Annotated in this window: 17 protein-coding genes; 7 read left to right on the top strand and 10 right to left on the bottom strand. The window is 64.5% G+C overall.

Annotated elements, in window-relative coordinates:
• Window positions 1-34: 34 nt before the first annotated feature.
• On the top strand, window positions 35-481 hold the full coding sequence (locus QRN63_RS10410; RefSeq protein ID WP_267317540.1) for a MarR family winged helix-turn-helix transcriptional regulator: 447 nt from the start codon (window positions 35-37) through the stop codon (window positions 479-481).
• 6 nt (window positions 482-487) lie between these two features.
• Complete coding sequence (locus tag QRN63_RS10405) at window positions 488-1348, top strand: LLM class F420-dependent oxidoreductase (RefSeq protein WP_285030702.1); 861 nt, start codon at window positions 488-490, stop codon at window positions 1346-1348.
• A gap of 6 nt (window positions 1349-1354) precedes the next feature.
• On the opposite strand, the gene hmgA is transcribed toward QRN63_RS10405, so the two are convergent.
• Genes hmgA through QRN63_RS10390 form a run of 3 tightly spaced genes read right to left on the bottom strand, consistent with a single transcriptional unit; the run spans window position 1355 to window position 5419 of the window.
• On the bottom strand, window positions 1355-2659 hold the full coding sequence (gene hmgA, locus QRN63_RS10400) for a homogentisate 1,2-dioxygenase (protein ID WP_285030701.1): 1305 nt from the start codon (window positions 2657-2659) through the stop codon (window positions 1355-1357).
• Window positions 2659-3876, bottom strand: a complete 1218-nt coding sequence (gene hppD, locus QRN63_RS10395; RefSeq protein ID WP_267317537.1) for a 4-hydroxyphenylpyruvate dioxygenase — start codon at window positions 3874-3876, stop codon at window positions 2659-2661. Before hppD ends, hmgA begins: the two co-directional genes overlap by 1 nt.
• A 52-nt stretch (window positions 3877-3928) precedes the next feature.
• Complete coding sequence (locus tag QRN63_RS10390; protein ID WP_285030700.1) at window positions 3929-5419, bottom strand: DHA2 family efflux MFS transporter permease subunit; 1491 nt, start codon at window positions 5417-5419, stop codon at window positions 3929-3931.
• Between the two features lie 132 nt (window positions 5420-5551).
• Here QRN63_RS10390 and QRN63_RS10385 point away from each other — a divergent pair, with 132 nt between their 5' ends.
• The gene (locus tag QRN63_RS10385) at window positions 5552-6706 is read left to right on the top strand and encodes a serine hydrolase domain-containing protein (protein WP_285030699.1); all 1155 of its coding nucleotides are present in this window, start codon (window positions 5552-5554) and stop codon (window positions 6704-6706) included.
• Window positions 6707-6711: 5 nt separating this feature from the next.
• Here the strand turns inward: QRN63_RS10385 and QRN63_RS10380 are convergent, their stop codons facing one another.
• A complete protein-coding gene (locus QRN63_RS10380; RefSeq protein WP_267317535.1) occupies window positions 6712-7713 on the bottom strand; it encodes a magnesium and cobalt transport protein CorA in 1002 nt (333 codons plus the stop codon).
• A gap of 125 nt (window positions 7714-7838) precedes the next feature.
• Window positions 7839-8333, bottom strand: a complete 495-nt coding sequence (locus QRN63_RS10375) for a MarR family winged helix-turn-helix transcriptional regulator (RefSeq protein WP_285030698.1) — start codon at window positions 8331-8333, stop codon at window positions 7839-7841.
• Between the two features lie 81 nt (window positions 8334-8414).
• On the opposite strand from QRN63_RS10375, the gene QRN63_RS10370 reads away from it, so the two are divergent.
• Genes QRN63_RS10370 through QRN63_RS10360 form a run of 3 tightly spaced genes read left to right on the top strand, consistent with a single transcriptional unit; the run spans window position 8415 to window position 10624 of the window.
• Entirely contained in the window at window positions 8415-9134 is a 720-nt protein-coding gene (locus tag QRN63_RS10370) for a hypothetical protein (RefSeq protein ID WP_285030697.1), read from the top strand.
• The gene (locus tag QRN63_RS10365) at window positions 9131-10042 is read left to right on the top strand and encodes a TIGR03560 family F420-dependent LLM class oxidoreductase (protein WP_285030696.1); all 912 of its coding nucleotides are present in this window, start codon (window positions 9131-9133) and stop codon (window positions 10040-10042) included. Before QRN63_RS10370 ends, QRN63_RS10365 begins: the two co-directional genes overlap by 4 nt.
• A 51-nt stretch (window positions 10043-10093) precedes the next feature.
• Window positions 10094-10624, top strand: a complete 531-nt coding sequence (locus QRN63_RS10360) for a GNAT family N-acetyltransferase (RefSeq protein WP_285030695.1) — start codon at window positions 10094-10096, stop codon at window positions 10622-10624.
• Window positions 10625-10655: 31 nt separating this feature from the next.
• Here the strand turns inward: QRN63_RS10360 and QRN63_RS10355 are convergent, their stop codons facing one another.
• From QRN63_RS10355 to QRN63_RS10335, 5 genes are all read right to left on the bottom strand, one after another.
• Window positions 10656-11063, bottom strand: coding sequence for a type II toxin-antitoxin system VapC family toxin (locus QRN63_RS10355; RefSeq protein ID WP_285030694.1), 408 nt, complete (start codon window positions 11061-11063; stop codon window positions 10656-10658).
• 34 nt (window positions 11064-11097) lie between these two features.
• A complete protein-coding gene (locus QRN63_RS10350; RefSeq protein WP_285030693.1) occupies window positions 11098-12342 on the bottom strand; it encodes a glycosyltransferase in 1245 nt (414 codons plus the stop codon).
• Window positions 12339-12968, bottom strand: a complete 630-nt coding sequence (locus tag QRN63_RS10345) for a TetR/AcrR family transcriptional regulator (protein ID WP_502888106.1) — start codon at window positions 12966-12968, stop codon at window positions 12339-12341. The genes QRN63_RS10350 and QRN63_RS10345 overlap by 4 nt, the downstream gene beginning before the upstream one ends.
• A gap of 81 nt (window positions 12969-13049) precedes the next feature.
• A complete protein-coding gene (locus tag QRN63_RS10340; RefSeq protein WP_285030691.1) occupies window positions 13050-14312 on the bottom strand; it encodes a cytochrome P450 in 1263 nt (420 codons plus the stop codon).
• A gap of 122 nt (window positions 14313-14434) precedes the next feature.
• A complete protein-coding gene (locus tag QRN63_RS10335) occupies window positions 14435-14863 on the bottom strand; it encodes a nuclear transport factor 2 family protein (RefSeq protein WP_285030690.1) in 429 nt (142 codons plus the stop codon).
• A 242-nt stretch (window positions 14864-15105) separates the two neighbouring features.
• Between QRN63_RS10335 and QRN63_RS10330 the strand changes: the two genes are divergently transcribed.
• Window positions 15106-15831, top strand: a complete 726-nt coding sequence (locus tag QRN63_RS10330; protein ID WP_285030689.1) for an alpha/beta hydrolase — start codon at window positions 15106-15108, stop codon at window positions 15829-15831.
• The last annotated feature ends 108 nt before the right edge of the window (window positions 15832-15939 follow it).

The following is a 15939-nucleotide window of genomic DNA, read 5'->3' as shown; positions in this document are numbered from 1 at the left end:
GCGCAGTCTGAACTGAACAGTTTAGACTGTGCATATGGGTCAGGTGAGCGAATCTGCGTTGACTGCAGCGCGCGATGTGCGCGTGACATTCGGCCGATTGCGGCGTCGGCTGCGGCAATTCGCCGCAGCCGACGACCTGACGCCACCGCAGACCGCTGTGCTGCTGCGCCTGGCCAAGGACGGCCCGGCCTCCACCAGCCAGCTCGCCGGCGCGGAACGCGTCCGACCGCAATCGATGGCGGCGACGGTGGCCGGCCTGGACCAACACGGCCTTGTGGCGCGGGCCCCGGACCCCACCGACGGGCGGCGGCAGCTCATCACCCTCACCCCGCAGGGTCACCGCCGCGCCGAGATTGATCGCAAGGCGCGGGAGGGGTGGCTCGCGCGCGCGTTCGAAGACCGCTACACCGAGGCCGAGCGTCTCACTGTCATCGAGGCGCTGGCACTGCTCGACCGGTTAATCGACGACGAAAGGAATTGAAGGGCAATGAAACTGGGCATCCACTACATCGACTTCTTACCCGGCGATGTGACACAACTCCAGCCGACGCTGGCCGCCACGGCGACGGCCGCGGAGGACGCCGGCTTTGCGTTGCTCACACTGGCCGACCACTTCTTCCAAATGGAGAACATCGGGCGCGCCGAGGACCCGTTTCTCGAGTGCTACACAACTCTGGGATATCTCGCCGGGATCACCGCGCGAATCAACCTCTCCACGTTGGTGACCGGGGTGACCTACCGCCACCCCGGCGTGCTGGCCAAAACGATGACGACCCTGGACGTGCTGTCGCAAGGCCGGTCACTGTTCGGACTCGGCGCGGCCTGGTACGACCGCGAACACCACGGCCTCGGCGTCCCCTATCCCAAGCTGTCCGAGCGGTTCGAGATGCTGGAGGAGACGCTGCAAATCTGCCTGCAGATGTGGAGCGACGACAATGGGCCCTTCGAGGGCAAGCACTTTCAGCTGGGCGAGACTCTGTGCTCCCCGCAACCGGTGCGGCGTCCGCCCATCCTCATCGGCGGTTCCGGTGAGCGCAAGACACTTCGGCTCGTAGCGCAGTACGCAGACGTGTGGAACAGCACGGCACCGATCGAAGAGATTCCACACAAACTCGACGTGCTGCACCGCCACTGCGACGACGTTGGTCGCGACCCATCTGAAATCCAGTTGACCGCAGGGTCGTTCGATGATCCATTGGCTGATGTCGACGAGTTCCTCCGCACCCTCGACAGGTGGGCCGAACTCGGTTTCGACCTCATCATGACCGGCCCGCTGCCCGGCAACCCCGACCCTGCAGGCTGGGTTCGGCGACTCGGCGACGAAGTCATCCCGCGCCTGGCGGGGTAGCCGCTATCACGGCCGGCCCGGGTCGAATCGCTTGGTCAGACCGATCCAGCAGTCTGCGTAATCCTGTTGCCGCTGCGGTGAATTCGCGGCGTAGGCCGTGACCTTCTGCGGGAACCGGGTCTCGAACATGAAGGCCAGCGTGTTCTCCTGCTTCACCGGCTTGAGCTCCTCGGTGCTGGCAGCCTGAAATGCGGTGGCGTCAGGGCCATGTGGGGTCATGCAGTTATGCAGGCTGACGCCGCCGGGCGCGAACCCGTTTGGCTTGGCGTCGTACACACCGTGCACGAGTCCCATGAATTCGCTCATGACGTTCATGTGATACCACGGCGGCCGGAAGGTGTCCTCGGCGACCATCCACCGCTCGGGGAAGCAGACGAAGTCGACGTTGGCGGTTCCCGGCGTCTCGCTCGGCGAGCTGAGCACCGTGAAGATCGATGGGTCGGCATGGTCGAACAGCACCGGGCCGACGGGGGAGAACCGCCGCATGTCGTACTTGCAAGGTGCGTAATTGCCGTGCCAGGCAACCACATCCAGTGGCGACTGGGCAACGTCTGCCCGCCACAGCGTGCCGCCCCATTTCACATACATCGCGGACGGGACGTCACGATCCTCATAGGCCGCGACCGGTGTCAGGAAGTCTCGTGAATTCGCCAGGCAGTTGGCGCCGATCGGGCCGCGCTCAGGGAGAGTGAAAGGGCTGCCGTAGTTTTCGCACAGATAGCCGCGCGCCGGACCATCGGGGATCTCGACGCGCATCTTCACGCCGCGGGGGACGACGACGATCTCACACGGTTCGGCGTCGATGATCCCGAACTCGGTGCAGAACCGGACATTGCCGCGCTCCAGGACGAACAGCATCTCGGCGTCGCCGTTGTAGAAGTACGCGTCCACCATCGACGACGTGATGGTGTAGATGCTGCACGCGAATCCGCTGCGCGTGTTGACGTCCCCACCGGTGGTGACGGTACGGACGCCGGTGATGAACGTCGTGTCCTCGTCCGCGGGATCCGGCATCGGCGTGGGATTCCACCGCATCTGGGCAATGGGAACGGCAGGAGCGTCGTCAGGTGCCGTGCGCCAGTGCGCAGTGGGGACGGCGGTGAAGTCACCCCAGTGGGCCACGCTCGGCCGAATCCGGTACAGCCAGGATCGCTTGTTGGCGGCGCGGGGTGCGGTGAACGGTGACCCGCTGAGCTGCTCGGCATACAGGCCGTAGGCGCACCGCTGCGGAGAGTTGCGGCCGACGGGCAGCGCCCCGGGCAGCGCTTCGCTTTCGAAGCTGTTGCCGAAACCGCTTTGGTACTCGGCCATCACAGATTCCCGCGCTTTTCCTGCTCACGCTCGATGGACTCGAAGAGCGCCTTGAAGTTGCCCTTGCCGAAACCCAGTGAGCCGTGGCGTTCGATGAGTTCGAAGAACACGGTCGGCCGGTCTCCCAACGGCTTGGTGAAGATCTGCAGCAGGTACCCGTCTTCGTCACGGTCGACCAGGATGCCGCGCTGCTGCAATTCTTCGACGGGTACCCGCACCTCGCCGATGCGGGCTCGTAGTTCCGGGTCCTCGTAGTACGCGTCCGGGGTGTCGAGGAACTGCACGCCCTGCCTGCGGAGCTCGTCGACGCTGGCCAGGATGTCGTTGGTGGCCAGCGCCAGATGCTGAACGCCCGGACCACGATAAAACTCGAGGTACTCGTCGATCTGCGACTTGCGCTTCGCCACGGCCGGTTCGTTGAGCGGGAACTTCACCCGGTGGTTGCCGTTGGCGACCACCTTCGACATCAGCGCCGAGTAATCGGTGGCGATGTCGTCGCCGATGAACTCGGCCAGGTTCACGAACCCCATGACGCGGTTGTAGAAGCCGACCCACTCGTCCATCTTGCCGAGCTCCACGTTGCCGACGACGTGGTCCAGAGCCTGGAAGAGGCGCGCGGGAGCACCGTCGCGTCTGGCCCGACCGCTCGTCGCCGGCTGGTAGCCGGGCAGGTAGGAACCGCTGTAGCGGGTCCCGGCGACGTCACGCTGGACCAGCGTGTGGCGGGTCTGCCCGTAGGTCGCGATGGCCGCGACGCGCACAGTGCCGTGATCGTCCGAGATGTCGTGCGGTTCCTCGATGACGGTGGCGCCGGCCACCTTGGCCTGTGCGATGCATCTGTCGACATCGGGCACCTCCAAGGCGATGTCGACGACGCCGTCGCCATGCCTGGCGTGGTGAGCGATAAGGGGGCTGTCGGGGCTCACCGCACCCTTCAGCACGAACCGGACCGACCCCGAACGCAACACGAACGCCTTGTGGTCGCGATTGCCGTTTTCGGGCCCCGAGTACGCAACGAGTTCCATGCCCCACGTCGATTGGAAGTAGCTTGCGGCCTCTGTGGCATTGCCCACCACGAAAACGATGGCGTCCCAACCGGTTACGGGGAACGGGTCGTCAGTCGGGTCGTACTCCACGAGGCCCACCAGCTGTTTGAGCTGGTTGACATCGAGCCGGGCCTGCTTCTCCTGGTCGGTCAGGGCGCTCTGGTTCGCCATGTAGACATTCTTCTCCCAAAGGCGGGATTACTCGATGAATTGGCCGCCGTGTTCAGTTACGGCTGCGTTCGCCTGCTGGAACCTCGGCGAGCGCGCAGTGGTACGGGTGATTCTGGGGCTCTCCGGTCGGTGCTTCGATCAGCAGGTCATCGGAGATGGTTGCGTACGCCAGCACTCCACCGAGCGCCGCGAGGCCGGCCGAGATCAGCATCGCCGTGTGGAAGCCGGCGGTGATGGCGGTGGGTGATCGGAAAGCATCGCCGGTCAGGCCGGAGAGCGGGGGCAGCAAGGCGACGGCCAGCAGCCCCGCGGTGCGCGCCACTGCGTTGTTGACACCGGAGGCCACGCCGGCGTGGCGCTCGTCGGCGGCCGCGAGTGCGGCGGCCGTGACCGGTGCCACCGTCGCCGCGAGCCCCAACCCGAAGACGACCACGGCCGGGAGCACGACGGTGCTGTACGAGGCGCCCGGGCCGATGCGCGTCATCAGCACCATGCCGGCCGCGATGACAAGTGGACCGATGGTCAGTGGCAGTCGTGGGCCGATGCGCTGGGCGAGCGCGCCCGACGCCGACGACAGGGCCAGCATGATCGCCGTGACCGGCAGCGAAGCAGCACCGGCGGCGACGGGGGAGTAGCCGAGCGCGGTCTGCAGAACGACCACGAGCAGGAAGAAGACGCCGCCGAGTGCGGTGTACACGACGAAGGTCACCGCATTGGCACTCGTGAACTGCCGTGAGGAGAAGATGCCCAGCGGCAGCATGGGATTCGCGGTGCGCCGTTCGATCACGACAAAGGCGACCATGGCCGCGGCACTGAGTAACCCGGCCGCGAGAACGACCGGCGAATCCCAGCCGCGGTTGGGCCCTTCGACGACAGCGTAGGTCGCGCCGGCCAGACCGGCAGTCGCTGTCGTAGCTCCGGCGTAGTCGATGCGGCCGGCGGTCGACGGGTCGCGACTCTCGGGCACGTGGCGTACCGCGAGCCACGCGACCACGCAGCCCAGCGGCACATTGATGAGAAAGATGGCGCGCCAACTGATTGCCTGCACGAGGTAACCGCCGAGCAGCGGGCCGATCGCCGCGGCGACGCCGCCCAGCGCCGACCATGCGCCGATCGCCTTGCCGCGGTCGGTCGGTATGAACACCGACTGGATGATGGCGAGGCTGCCCGGCGTCAGCAGCGCGCCGCCAATGCCCTGCAAAGCCCGTGCGGCGATGAGCATTTGGGCGTTCGGGGCCACAGCGCAGATCGCTGATGCCACCGCGAACCACGCCACGCCGACGACGAATACCCGCTTGTGGCCCAACCGGTCACCAAGGCTGCCCGACAGCAGGATCAACGCGGCCAGAGTCACCGAGTAGGCGCTGACCACGAGCTGCAGCCCGCCGACCTCGGTGTTCAGGTCGTGGCCGATTGCCGGTAGCGCCACGTTGACGACGGTCGCGTCCAACTGCGCCATGCCGGATCCCAGCACCGTGGCGGCGAGGATCCAGCGTCCCGCTGCGCTGCCGAGGCGGACACCAGACGATTTGATTGCGAGCATTCGAGTTCCCCATTTATCGCTGTCGTGCTGTGAGTGTCCGTGATCCTTCATCCGCGTGCAGCGGGTTCGGGTCGCACTCGCGTTACATCGTCCGGCCATGTTGTTGCGCCCATGCATGCTCTAATGGTCGCCATGGCAGGTCTGGCGGAGGGGAACGTCGATCCGGCATTCGCCGCTGTGCGCGATATCTTCGAAGCGAGCTTCGCCGACGGACAGAACTGGGGCGCGGCCGTCGCGGTCGTGATCGACGGCAGACCCGTCGTCGATCTGTGGGGTGGGGTCGCTGACACGCGTACCGGCCAACCTTGGCAGCGGGACACGGCTTGCGTCACCTTCTCGTGCACCAAAGCGATAACCGCCACGGCTGCGCTGATGGTGGCGGAGCGCAACGGTGTCGACCTGAAAGCACCAGTGGTGAATTGGTGGCCCGAGTACGGCGCGGCGGACAAGAACGAGACCACAGGTGAGCAGCTGTTGTCGCACGCGGCCGGACTACCCGCTGTGGAGCGCCCCGTTTCAATCGAGCAGGCTGCCGATCCCGAACTGATGGCCGGTCTGCTCGCCGCTCAGCACCCGTTGTGGGAACCGGGATCGCGGCACGGTTATCACGCGTTCACGTTCGGGTGGCTGGCCGGCGAGATCGTGCGTCGGCACGCCAAAACGACGGTGGGCGAATTCGTCCGGTCGCACATCAGTGGAGACCTCATGATCGGCGCCAGTCGAGCCGCGCTCGCCGGCATCGCCCGGACCGGGTTTCCTGATGCGAGCGAACAGCAATGGGCGACGGACACCACCGCAATCCCCGCCACAACGGTCGCCCGGCTCGTCGCGGCGTATCGCGACCCACAATCCTTGTTCACCCGCGCGACCGCGAATCCACCCGCGCGCTACAACCATCCCGACGTTCTGGCAGCAGGTTGGCCGGCGAGCGGACTGATAACCACTGCGCGCGCACTGGCCGATTTCTACGCGCAACTGGGTGCCGGCGAGCTGTTGCATCCGGAGAATCTGAACGACGCAATCTGCCCGCGGCACAGCGGTTCTGATGCCGTCATGGTTCTCGATTCCAGCTACGGCCTGGGGTACATGCGACCGTCTCAGCTGTTCACTTTTCCCGACAACGCCGCACCTGGCGTGTTCGGGCATCCCGGCGCCGGCGGCGCGTTCGCCTTCGGTGACATCGACAATCGCCTCGCGTTCGCGTTCGTGCCCAACCTCCGTCGCGACGCTCTCGCCGGCGATCGTCGGGCAGTCGATCTCGTCGAAGCGACCTACGCCGCGCTCTGAACCAATTACTTCTGGCTTTCCCGCTTTCTGACGGCGCGCAGCCAGGCCCAAAGGGCGATCAAGGGGATCACAAGTCCGCCGATACCCAAGAGCAGGAATCGCGTCGGGCCTTGGATGTTGCTGACCAGCCAGTCGAAGTTCTGCCCGAAGAAGCCGGTCACGAAAGTCAGCGGCAGGAAGATGGTCGCGAGCACGGTAAGGCGTTCCATCGTGGTGCTCTGTTGAACGCTGACGCGAGTCTGTTCGACTGCGACGACGGCAATGTTGGCCTGCAGGATGGTGGCGAGCAGATCGCGCTGCGCCGATACCTCTTCGTTGATCAACTGCAGGCTGTCGTGAACGTCGCGCAGGTAATGCACCACTTGCGTATCCGCGGCATCGCGCTCGGCGGCGGTCAGGACTGACAGCAGTGGGTGGACCGCGCGGTAGAAATTGCTGACCTCGCGACGTAGGAGGTAGATGCGTTCGGTGGGGGCGACCGCGCCGGAGAAGACCGTGCCTTCGACTTCCTCGATGTCGTGTTCGAGGCCGGCCACCACCGGGCCGTAGGCACGCACCACCTGGTCGAGCACCGCCCACAGCACTGACGCGGTACCGACCTTGAGAAGGTCTGGATGCTCTTGCAGGCGCGCCCGGGCGGCATGAAGCTCACTGGCTACCCCTTGCCGGACAGTGATCACGAAGTTGGGCCCGACGAAGATGCTGATTTCGCCGAAGTCGACTTCCTCGCGTTCGTCGTCGTAGCGGGCGGTGCGAAGAATCACCAACTGCACGTCGGGCTCGAAATGCTCGATCTTGGGACGTAGGTGGAACGTTCCGGCGTCCTCGACCGCCAGCTCGTGCAGGTCGAAAGCGTCGCGGACGCGCGCCATTTCGTCGGTCGTCGGTTCGAACATCCCGAGCCAGACGAATCCGCCTTCGCGACAACGGTGTGCCGCGTCGTCGATCGGCATTGCCGCCTCGCCTTGGCGCACGCCATCGAGGTAGTGCGCGCAGTCCACTATCATGCCGTCTCCCAACCGAATTCGCGTGGACGCCGGGATTCGGTGCCGAACGGAGTAAATCGGTCGAACCTGTGCGGTGCATGTACTGCGGCTGCGAGTTTGCTAGTGCTTGCGGAGCCGACAGTTCGTCATGTGTCGGCTCGCCGCCGGCCGAGCTGTCGGAAACCCGGGTGGACCGCCGGCGTCAAACCCTGCTGCTCGGCGAGTGTGGCGAGCAGCCCATCGAGTGTCTTGCGTTGTTGAGCGGTCAGGCCCACGGTCAATGCCTGCTCGTGTTCGCGCGCGATCTCGGAGAGGGCTTGCATCAACTTCTCACCGGACGCGGTCAGGTACAGCGCGTACAGCCGACGGTCATTCGGGTTACGCCTACGTTCGACCTCACCGCGTCCTTCGAGCTCGTCGACATAGGTGACCACTCGGCTGGGTAGCAGGCCCAGATGCCCGCTGAGCTCCTGCTGGCTGAGTCCAGGTCGACTGGCGATCATCCGCAGGATCCCGGCATGTGGCGGCGTGAGCTTCACTGCGGCAAGACGTTCGGCGAACAACTGAGCGGCGTGATGGCCGAGCTGGGCGAGCAGGAACGCAACACCGCCCCGCTGCTGAGGACTGGACGCTGACGGCATGAACAGACAATACCGGCATTGAACCGTTTTTGTTCTGAATGATCTTGACGCGCCTGATCCGCAAGGAATATCGTTCAACACATGAACGATTACAGCAGCGAACGCATGGTCCGCAGCCGCGCCCCGCAACAGGGTGGGCCACCACTGTGGCTACTCGGTGGGATTACGCTCGGCCTCCTGGCCTGTGGCGTCGCACTGCTCGCTGCACTTGGCGGCATACCGCCGCTGCCATATGAGGATCCGGCGGCAGTACTTGATTACTTCCGGGCGCACTCGGCGGCCGCGCAGGTAAGCGCCGTGTTCGTATTCGCGTCGTCCGTTCCCCTGACGATCTACGCGGCGACGGCCAGTGCGCGACTGCGGCAGCTCGGTGTCACCGCACCGGGAGCCACCATCGCGCTGGCCGGCGGCGTACTGGCCGCCGGGGGACTGGGCCTGTCGGGCCTGCTCCTGTGGACGCTGTCGCGGCCGGAGGTCAACGCCGGTGGCGCCCTGGTCAACGCGCTCTACTATCTGACATTCCTCACCGGCGGCGTGGCGCACGTCGTGATGCTCGGCCTGTTGACGGCGGGTCTTGCGGTTCCGGCGCTGATCCTGCGTCTGCTACCCCGGGCTTTGGCGTGGACCGGGCTTGGGATCGCCGTGGCCGCCGAACTCACCACCGCTGTGCTCATCTGGCCGCCGATCGCGCCCCTCCTACCGGTCGCCCGGTTCGCCGCGCTGATCTGGCTGGTGGTCGTCGGCGTCATGTTGCCGGAGCGTCGCGCCCGCCAGAACGAGACATTGGGTGGGCCCGCATGAAACTGAGCGTCAGCGTCACCAACTTCTCGTGGCCGGACGGGCCGACTGCAATCCCGGCGCACCTGGGGACGCTTGCCGAATTCCTTGATGGCACAGCCGTTCACACGCTCTGGGTGGCCGATCACCTGCTACAGGCCGACCCGGCCTGCCGGCTGGATGAGCCGATGCTGGAGGCCTACACCACGCTCGGCTTCCTGGCTGCCAAGACTGCGGAACTGCGGCTGGGCACCTTGGTCACCGCGGCGACATTCCGTGACCCGGCGGTGTTGATCAAGGCGGTCACAACCCTGGACGTGCTGTCCGGCGGACGCGCATGGTTGGGGCTCGGCGCCGGCTACAACGCAGACGAGGCGCGCGCGCTCGGGCTGTTCCTGCCACCGACGCGCGAACGATTCGACCGCATGGGCGAGCTGCTCCAACTGGCCCGCCGTATGTGGGACGGCGACGAATCCGCTTATGCGGGGAGCTATTACCGCGCTGAACATCCCGTCGGCCGACCCCGGCCGATCAGGCGGCCGCCGGTGCTGATCGGCGGAACCGGTGAACGTCGCACCCTGCGTATGGTCGCCGAATACGCAGACGCCTGCAATCTATTCGATATCCCCAACGGGGAGAGCGTGATTCGCCGTCAACTCGACGTACTCGGGCGGCATTGCGCCGAGATCGGGCGGCCGCCTGAGGAGATCGAACACACTCTCACTACCGCATTGACTCCCGGTGAGTCCGCCGACCAGCTGGTCGAACGTTGCCGGCATCTGGCGGGTCTCGGCATTCAGCATGTTGTCGTGATCGCCCGTGGACGTCCGTGGGCACCCAGCGAGCTCGAGGTTGTGGTCAGGGCCGCGGCTGAGCTGGCGAGGAACAGGTCCACCTCTGTGAGCGCGCCGACGGCCCGACAAGACGTCTGAAGGAGCGCCCCACATGCACGTCCATGCACTGCTGGCATCCGACGAGCGGCCTTGGCTGAAAGCTTGATGCATTCGCAGTTGGCAGCGTGCAACAATCTCGGCATGCCCGCCGAATCGGCAGTCCGGTTGCGTGCAGCGACCATTGACGATCGGAGCTTCATCGTCGAGATGGCACGCCATGCCTGCGTCATCGAGGATTGGCCACTTCCCGATCCCGATGATGACGAAGTGCTCGAACTGCTGCCACCTCGTGGTGTCGTGCCCATCATCGCCGAGGAAAACGGAGGTGAAAATGTAGGTGCCGTGTGGACGTATCTCAGCAACCCGCCGCTCCGCGTCGACGACGCGGGAGCGCCACTGCGCGAATTGTGTATCGGAGTCGTGCCCGAGCGGCGCGGTGCAGGTGTCGGCGGCTTGTTGTTGGACGCGCTCTTTGTCGATCTCGCAAGGCATTTCGACATGATGTGCACCAATGTCCATGTGCGCAATCCCGCCAAACGCCTCTACGAACGCAAGGGATTTCGCGCGGACGGCCAAGGTAACGGGCCACTCGGGCTCGCGATGGTCAAAGTTCTGCGGTAACCGCACCCGGCCGAGGCCTCAGCTACAGACGTCAAAGCGATGACCGCAGAATTTCGGCCGGCGTCACGACCTGAACGAAGGCGCCCGCGGCATCGGCAAGTTTCTTATCTGCGGTGGCCAGTGCATCCGCCTGCAGTTGGGTCAGCGCGATGTACTCGGCCTGATAGGTGTCCGGCAGGTTGAGCTTCACGGCTATTCTCCAAGCGCGGTCCTGCAGCGACCGGTCGCCAAGCAGCCGGACCTGTAGGCCACGGATATCGTCGAGAACCTTGCGGCCTGTGCGTTCATCCATCTCGCCACGCCGCACAGACGCATACACCAGCGTGAGGACCTGCGAACGCAGCAAGGTCGGAGCCGTCAAGCTATGGTCAGGCGGAATCGGAACAGCGTTCGTAGCCAGAGAGATCGCGACTTTTGCGTCGATGACGAAGGTGGTCATGTGGGCACTTTTCCATAGACCGTAGCGGTCGTCTCTAGGCAGATTGTCGGACGACGTCCTCAACCAACGAAACAACTTTCGTGGCACCGTCTTCAGTGCAGATCTCCGCGCTGATCCGACGGGCGTTGGCCCGTAGACGCTCATCGCCGACCGCGATGCGCATGGCCTCGGCGAACGACTCCGGGGTCAGTTTGCGTTGGTTGATGGTCTTGGCGCAGATCCCGAGAGCGGTCACGCGACGGGCCCAGAACGGTCCGTCACCGTAGGCGGGTAACGCGATGATCGGCACGCCGGCTCGAATCCCTGCCGCAGTTGTGCCGGCACCGCAGTGGTGGGCCACAGCTGCAACTCGACTGAAAAGCCAGTCATGGGGCGCTTCGCCGATGGTCAGCATGTGGTCGTCGGACACGTGCAGGTTTGCCCAACCCGTCTGGACGATGATCCGCACGCCGGCTAGGCGCGCGGCGCGGCGAATTATGTCGGACAATCGTTCGGCGTGAGTGGGGTTGGTCATCATGCTGCCGAACCCGACAAATACTGGTGGCCGACCGGCGGCGAGGAAATCGGTGAGCTCGGCGGGCGGTTCCCAGGCGCCGGTGCCTGCCGGCCACCAGTACCCGGTGACTTCCAATCCCGGACGCCAATCTGGTGGTCGCGGCGCGACCAGCGGCGAAAAGCCATGCACGACGGGCCATTGCGCTGCAGTGCGTTGTCGCCGCAAATTCCTCGCCGACATCCGCGGCAGACCTAGCTGCTGGCGGAAGTCTGCCACCACACCGCCGTAGAGTCGGTCGACCAACCACGTGCCTGTATTGGCGGCACTTCGATTTGCGAACGCCCCGGCCGACCAGGCCCCCATTATCGAAGGCGGGTACTGTGCTGTCGCCGACAGTGGCTGCAGCCGAACTCCAAGGGAGGGGATGGCTTTGGCTTCAGACAGCGGGTGCCCCGCCATTTCGGCGAACGGCGACAGAAGCATGATATCGGCGGGCTCGTCGCCGACGACCGATAGAATGCGATTACCCAAGGCGCGCATGCCTTTTGGTGAAACGAACGCGGCCAGCTCCTTGGCCGGTGACGCCTCACCACCCTCAGCGGCGTCCTGCGGATCAACTGGGAGGTCGTGAAACCTCAATCCACAGTCGGAGATCATGTCCCTGAAGGGGGAGTACGCGGCAATGGCGACTTCATGGCCGGCACTTTGCAGGGCAACGCCTACCCCGGTAAGTGGTGCAACATCGCCACGGCTACCAACAGCGATGATGAGGACGCGGCTCACGGATTCACTCCCACGGCCCGATCGAAAATGGCCACCAGGTCCTCGCCGTAAGCACGGGCGTCGAATCCTGGCTCGTGCAGAATTTTCTCCACCGCAGCGTTGACGGCCCCGCGGACGGCGAGCGCCATCGATACGGACGGAAAGTCGCCGAAGGACCCATCCTGTTGTCCCGCAATCAAGATCGACGTCGGGTCCAGCTTTGCCAGCTCCTGCTGCAATTCGGGTGTCAACGCGAATTCTTCGATTCGGCGTCCGTCTGCCGTTTGGTACCCGGTCCCGAGCTGCATCAGGGCCGTCAGGTACGAACGGTGCGTCTCGAAGTACGCGATATTGCTTCTGATGTATGCGGCTAGCTTTTTCGGCGCGGTTGACTGGGCGTCGATGGCGGGTCCGACAACCGCCAGTGCGGTGCGGTACATCTCCTCGATGATCGCCTCGACCAGGTTGTCCTTGGTTCCGAAGTGATACAGCACGGCGCTCATGGCCACTCCGACCTGATCCGCGATCTTGCGAATCGAAGTTTGGGCCCAACCGCTTTCGGAGATTACTTCGATCGCTGCAGCGACAATCTGCGCCCGCCGCGCCGACTGAGTGAAGGTGGCCGCCACGTTCCCTTCTGATCGCATGATCGGATATTAGATCAAGTGATCAGTGAACGGAAGGGTGCGACTCCGTGGTTCCACTGGCGGCACGCATCAGTTCGTCTGTCAGCCCAGGCTGACAGACGAAGACCCCAGTGCGACAGGGAGATAACTGATCCCGCGCAGGAGCGTGCTGTCGTTCATTGTCGGACTGCCGGCGAGCGCCAGACGTGGAAACCGTTCGAACAGCGCTTGGAGGCCGATCTGCAGTTCCATGCGAGCAAGGGGAGCGCCAAGGCAGACGTGGCTGCCGGTACCGAAGCTGACGTGATCGCGGGCGTTGGCGCGTGCGGTGTCGAATTGGTCGGGGCGTTCGAACACGGCTGGATCTCGATTGGCGCCGGCGAGGAGCAGGAAGACGGCCGTCCCGTTCTGCACCGTGTAGCCGCCGATCTGAACTTCCTCGGTCGCTACTCTGACTCCGATCTGAGAGACGGAGTCAAAGCGCAACATCTCCTCGACGGCATTGGACCAGCCCTCCGGATGGGCCAGGAGGCGGGCTATTTGGTCGGGATGATTGATCAGCGCCACGACGGCGTTGCCGAATTGATGCGCCGTAGTGAGGAACCCAGCACCGAGGAGCAGACCCGCAAACGTCCTGACCTCGAAGTCGGAGAGTTCGGTGTCCTGGACAACGGCGGACAGGATGCTGTCGTCGGCGTTTGCACCGCGCAGTCGCTCGATGTGGGTGGCAAGGTAGCCCTCAAGCTCGCGCAGCGCCGCGACGGCGATTCGGAAGTTCCGCCACGACGGTGCTGTGGTGGTGATCAGCTTGGAGGTCAATTCCCCCATTTCGTAGAGGTAGGGCGCCTCCGTACGGGGAATTCCCAGCATGTCCGCGATGATTTCGATGGGGATCCGGGACGCATAGGCAACCGCCAAATCGCATTCGCTGCCGCCGTCGTCGAGTTCGTTCAGCAAGTCCTCGGCGACCTCGTGGATGCAGTGCCGAAGCCCGTCGATCGCTTTCGGGGTAAACGCCCGCGATACGAGGCGTCGCAGTCGCGCATGGTCGGGTTCGTCAACCATCAGGAGTGACGGCGGTTCCACCGGATTGATCACGCCGGGATTGGTCTTGTCGAACAGTCGCTGGACAGTGCGGAACGGTGATCGGTCGTACGGCTTGGCTGTGCGGAATCGGCTGTCGCGCAGAATTTCTCGAGTGATTTGGAGATCGGCGGTGACCCACGCGTTGCCGCCGAATACCCGCGACATGCGACCTTGTTGGCGAATCTGCTCGACCAGGTCATACGCGCGATCGTGCTGACCGCCATCGAGCAGCAATCGGGCGAATGGGTCGCCCCGGCGTGAGAGCAGCTTCAGTGTCATCCGGGGGAGCCCGTACCCCATCAGCCAATGGGCCCGGGTCTTCATATCCAGTTTCACGTTGCTCGCCCCCCGCGGATCGACTACCGCTCAGGCTAGACGGAAAGCATCTCCCAAGATCGAAATCATCGGTAGTAGCCATCGCTGGCCAGGATCTCGACACCGCGCCAACCCCAGTAGACACGGTGCGCCTGGATCAACCCGTCTTCGATCTCCATGACCTCGACAAAATCCATCTGCTGACCGTCCGGTGTTTCGCGGGGGTACTCCCAGGTTGCGCGGTGGCCGTCGGTGAAGAAGCCGGCGCGAAAGTAGTGCCGCTCGTCCGGAGTGCGTGCCACCACCTCGGTCAGGAACGGCCGGAGCTCCTTGTGACCGCGACACACCCCGGGGGCGCCCAAGATGTGCGCTGCCACCGGGCTCTCCAGGATCGCGTCTGGTGCATAGCAAGCCAACAGTGCCTCGACATCGTGGTTCGCCAACGCTTCTTCCCAGGCCCGCGTCACCGCTTCGATAGCCTCGCGACCGACTTCGTCAGAGTTTTCAACGTTCATGGTTCCAGGATGCGCCGCCGATACTTCGGTGCCGATCGAAGTGTGGCGGCTTATGCAAGCCAGTGACGAAAATGGTTGGCCGTCATTGGCGCCCGCTGATACGTTCGATGGCAGGCCATAAAAGAGGACGAGGAGGTGGTACCCGTGAACGAATCGACGTGGGTGCTCCTCACCAGGGCCACAGTCGGGCGATAGGTCGTCCCGGGAGCGCCGTCTAGTGAGCATTCCCGAGAGGCACGACCATGCACTTCATTTCCGAACAGCGTCTTGACAACGGCGGCGTCGAGCGAACATTCAGTCTCAACGACATACCGGGCATCCTGTGGACGTCCGGTTCGTCGCCCGCACCACTGATCTTGCTTGGTCATCCGGGAGGCCTGCATCGGATGTATCCGCGGCTCGCGAAGCGTGCCCAGGGCGCCTTGGCCAGCGGCTGCGCCGCAGCCACTATCGAGCTGCCCGGTAGCGGCGACCGCCCTCGTCTTGCTGATCTCGAGCGGGCACGCGCTGATCTCCATCGTGCGCTGGTCGCCGGTCAGCCGGTCGACGACATCGTCGACCGGCTCCTCACGCCCTTGGTCGAGACAGCCGTGCCGGAATGGCAGTCCGCCCTCGATGCCTTGCTTTCTCTGCCGGAGCTCACTGGGCCGGTCGGGTACTCGGGCGGGGTGATCGCCATCGGCGTCCGGTTGGCTCTGGTCGAACCACGCATCGGGGCCGCAGGTTTGTTCGCCGGCAGTTTCGTGCCGCAATCCACGTTCGACGAGGCCCGGCGGATCATGATCCCTCTGCACGTTCTGCTGCAATGGGACGACGAGGCAAACGACCGGCGCCAGGCACTCGACCTCTTCGACGCCTTCGGCTCGAAGGAAAAAACATTGCACGCCAACATGGGTGGACACACCGGGGTTCCCGATTACGCAGGGGAGGACGCAGCCCGGTTCTTCGCGCGGCACCTGAGACGGTAGGTGCCCCAAATTCATTGAAATGAACGGCAAAAGAAGCTGCAATGAACAACCAACTTCAGGCGCCACACCGAAAACGGCAGTCGCACATACGGATCGCACGGACACGCG

This window comes from Mycolicibacterium sp. lyk4-40-TYG-92 (assembly GCF_030209435.1).
Taxonomy (GTDB): domain Bacteria; phylum Actinomycetota; class Actinomycetes; order Mycobacteriales; family Mycobacteriaceae; genus Mycobacterium.
The sequence above is the reverse complement of the archived record's forward strand: the minus strand, read 5'-3'. Positions and strand labels throughout refer to the sequence as shown.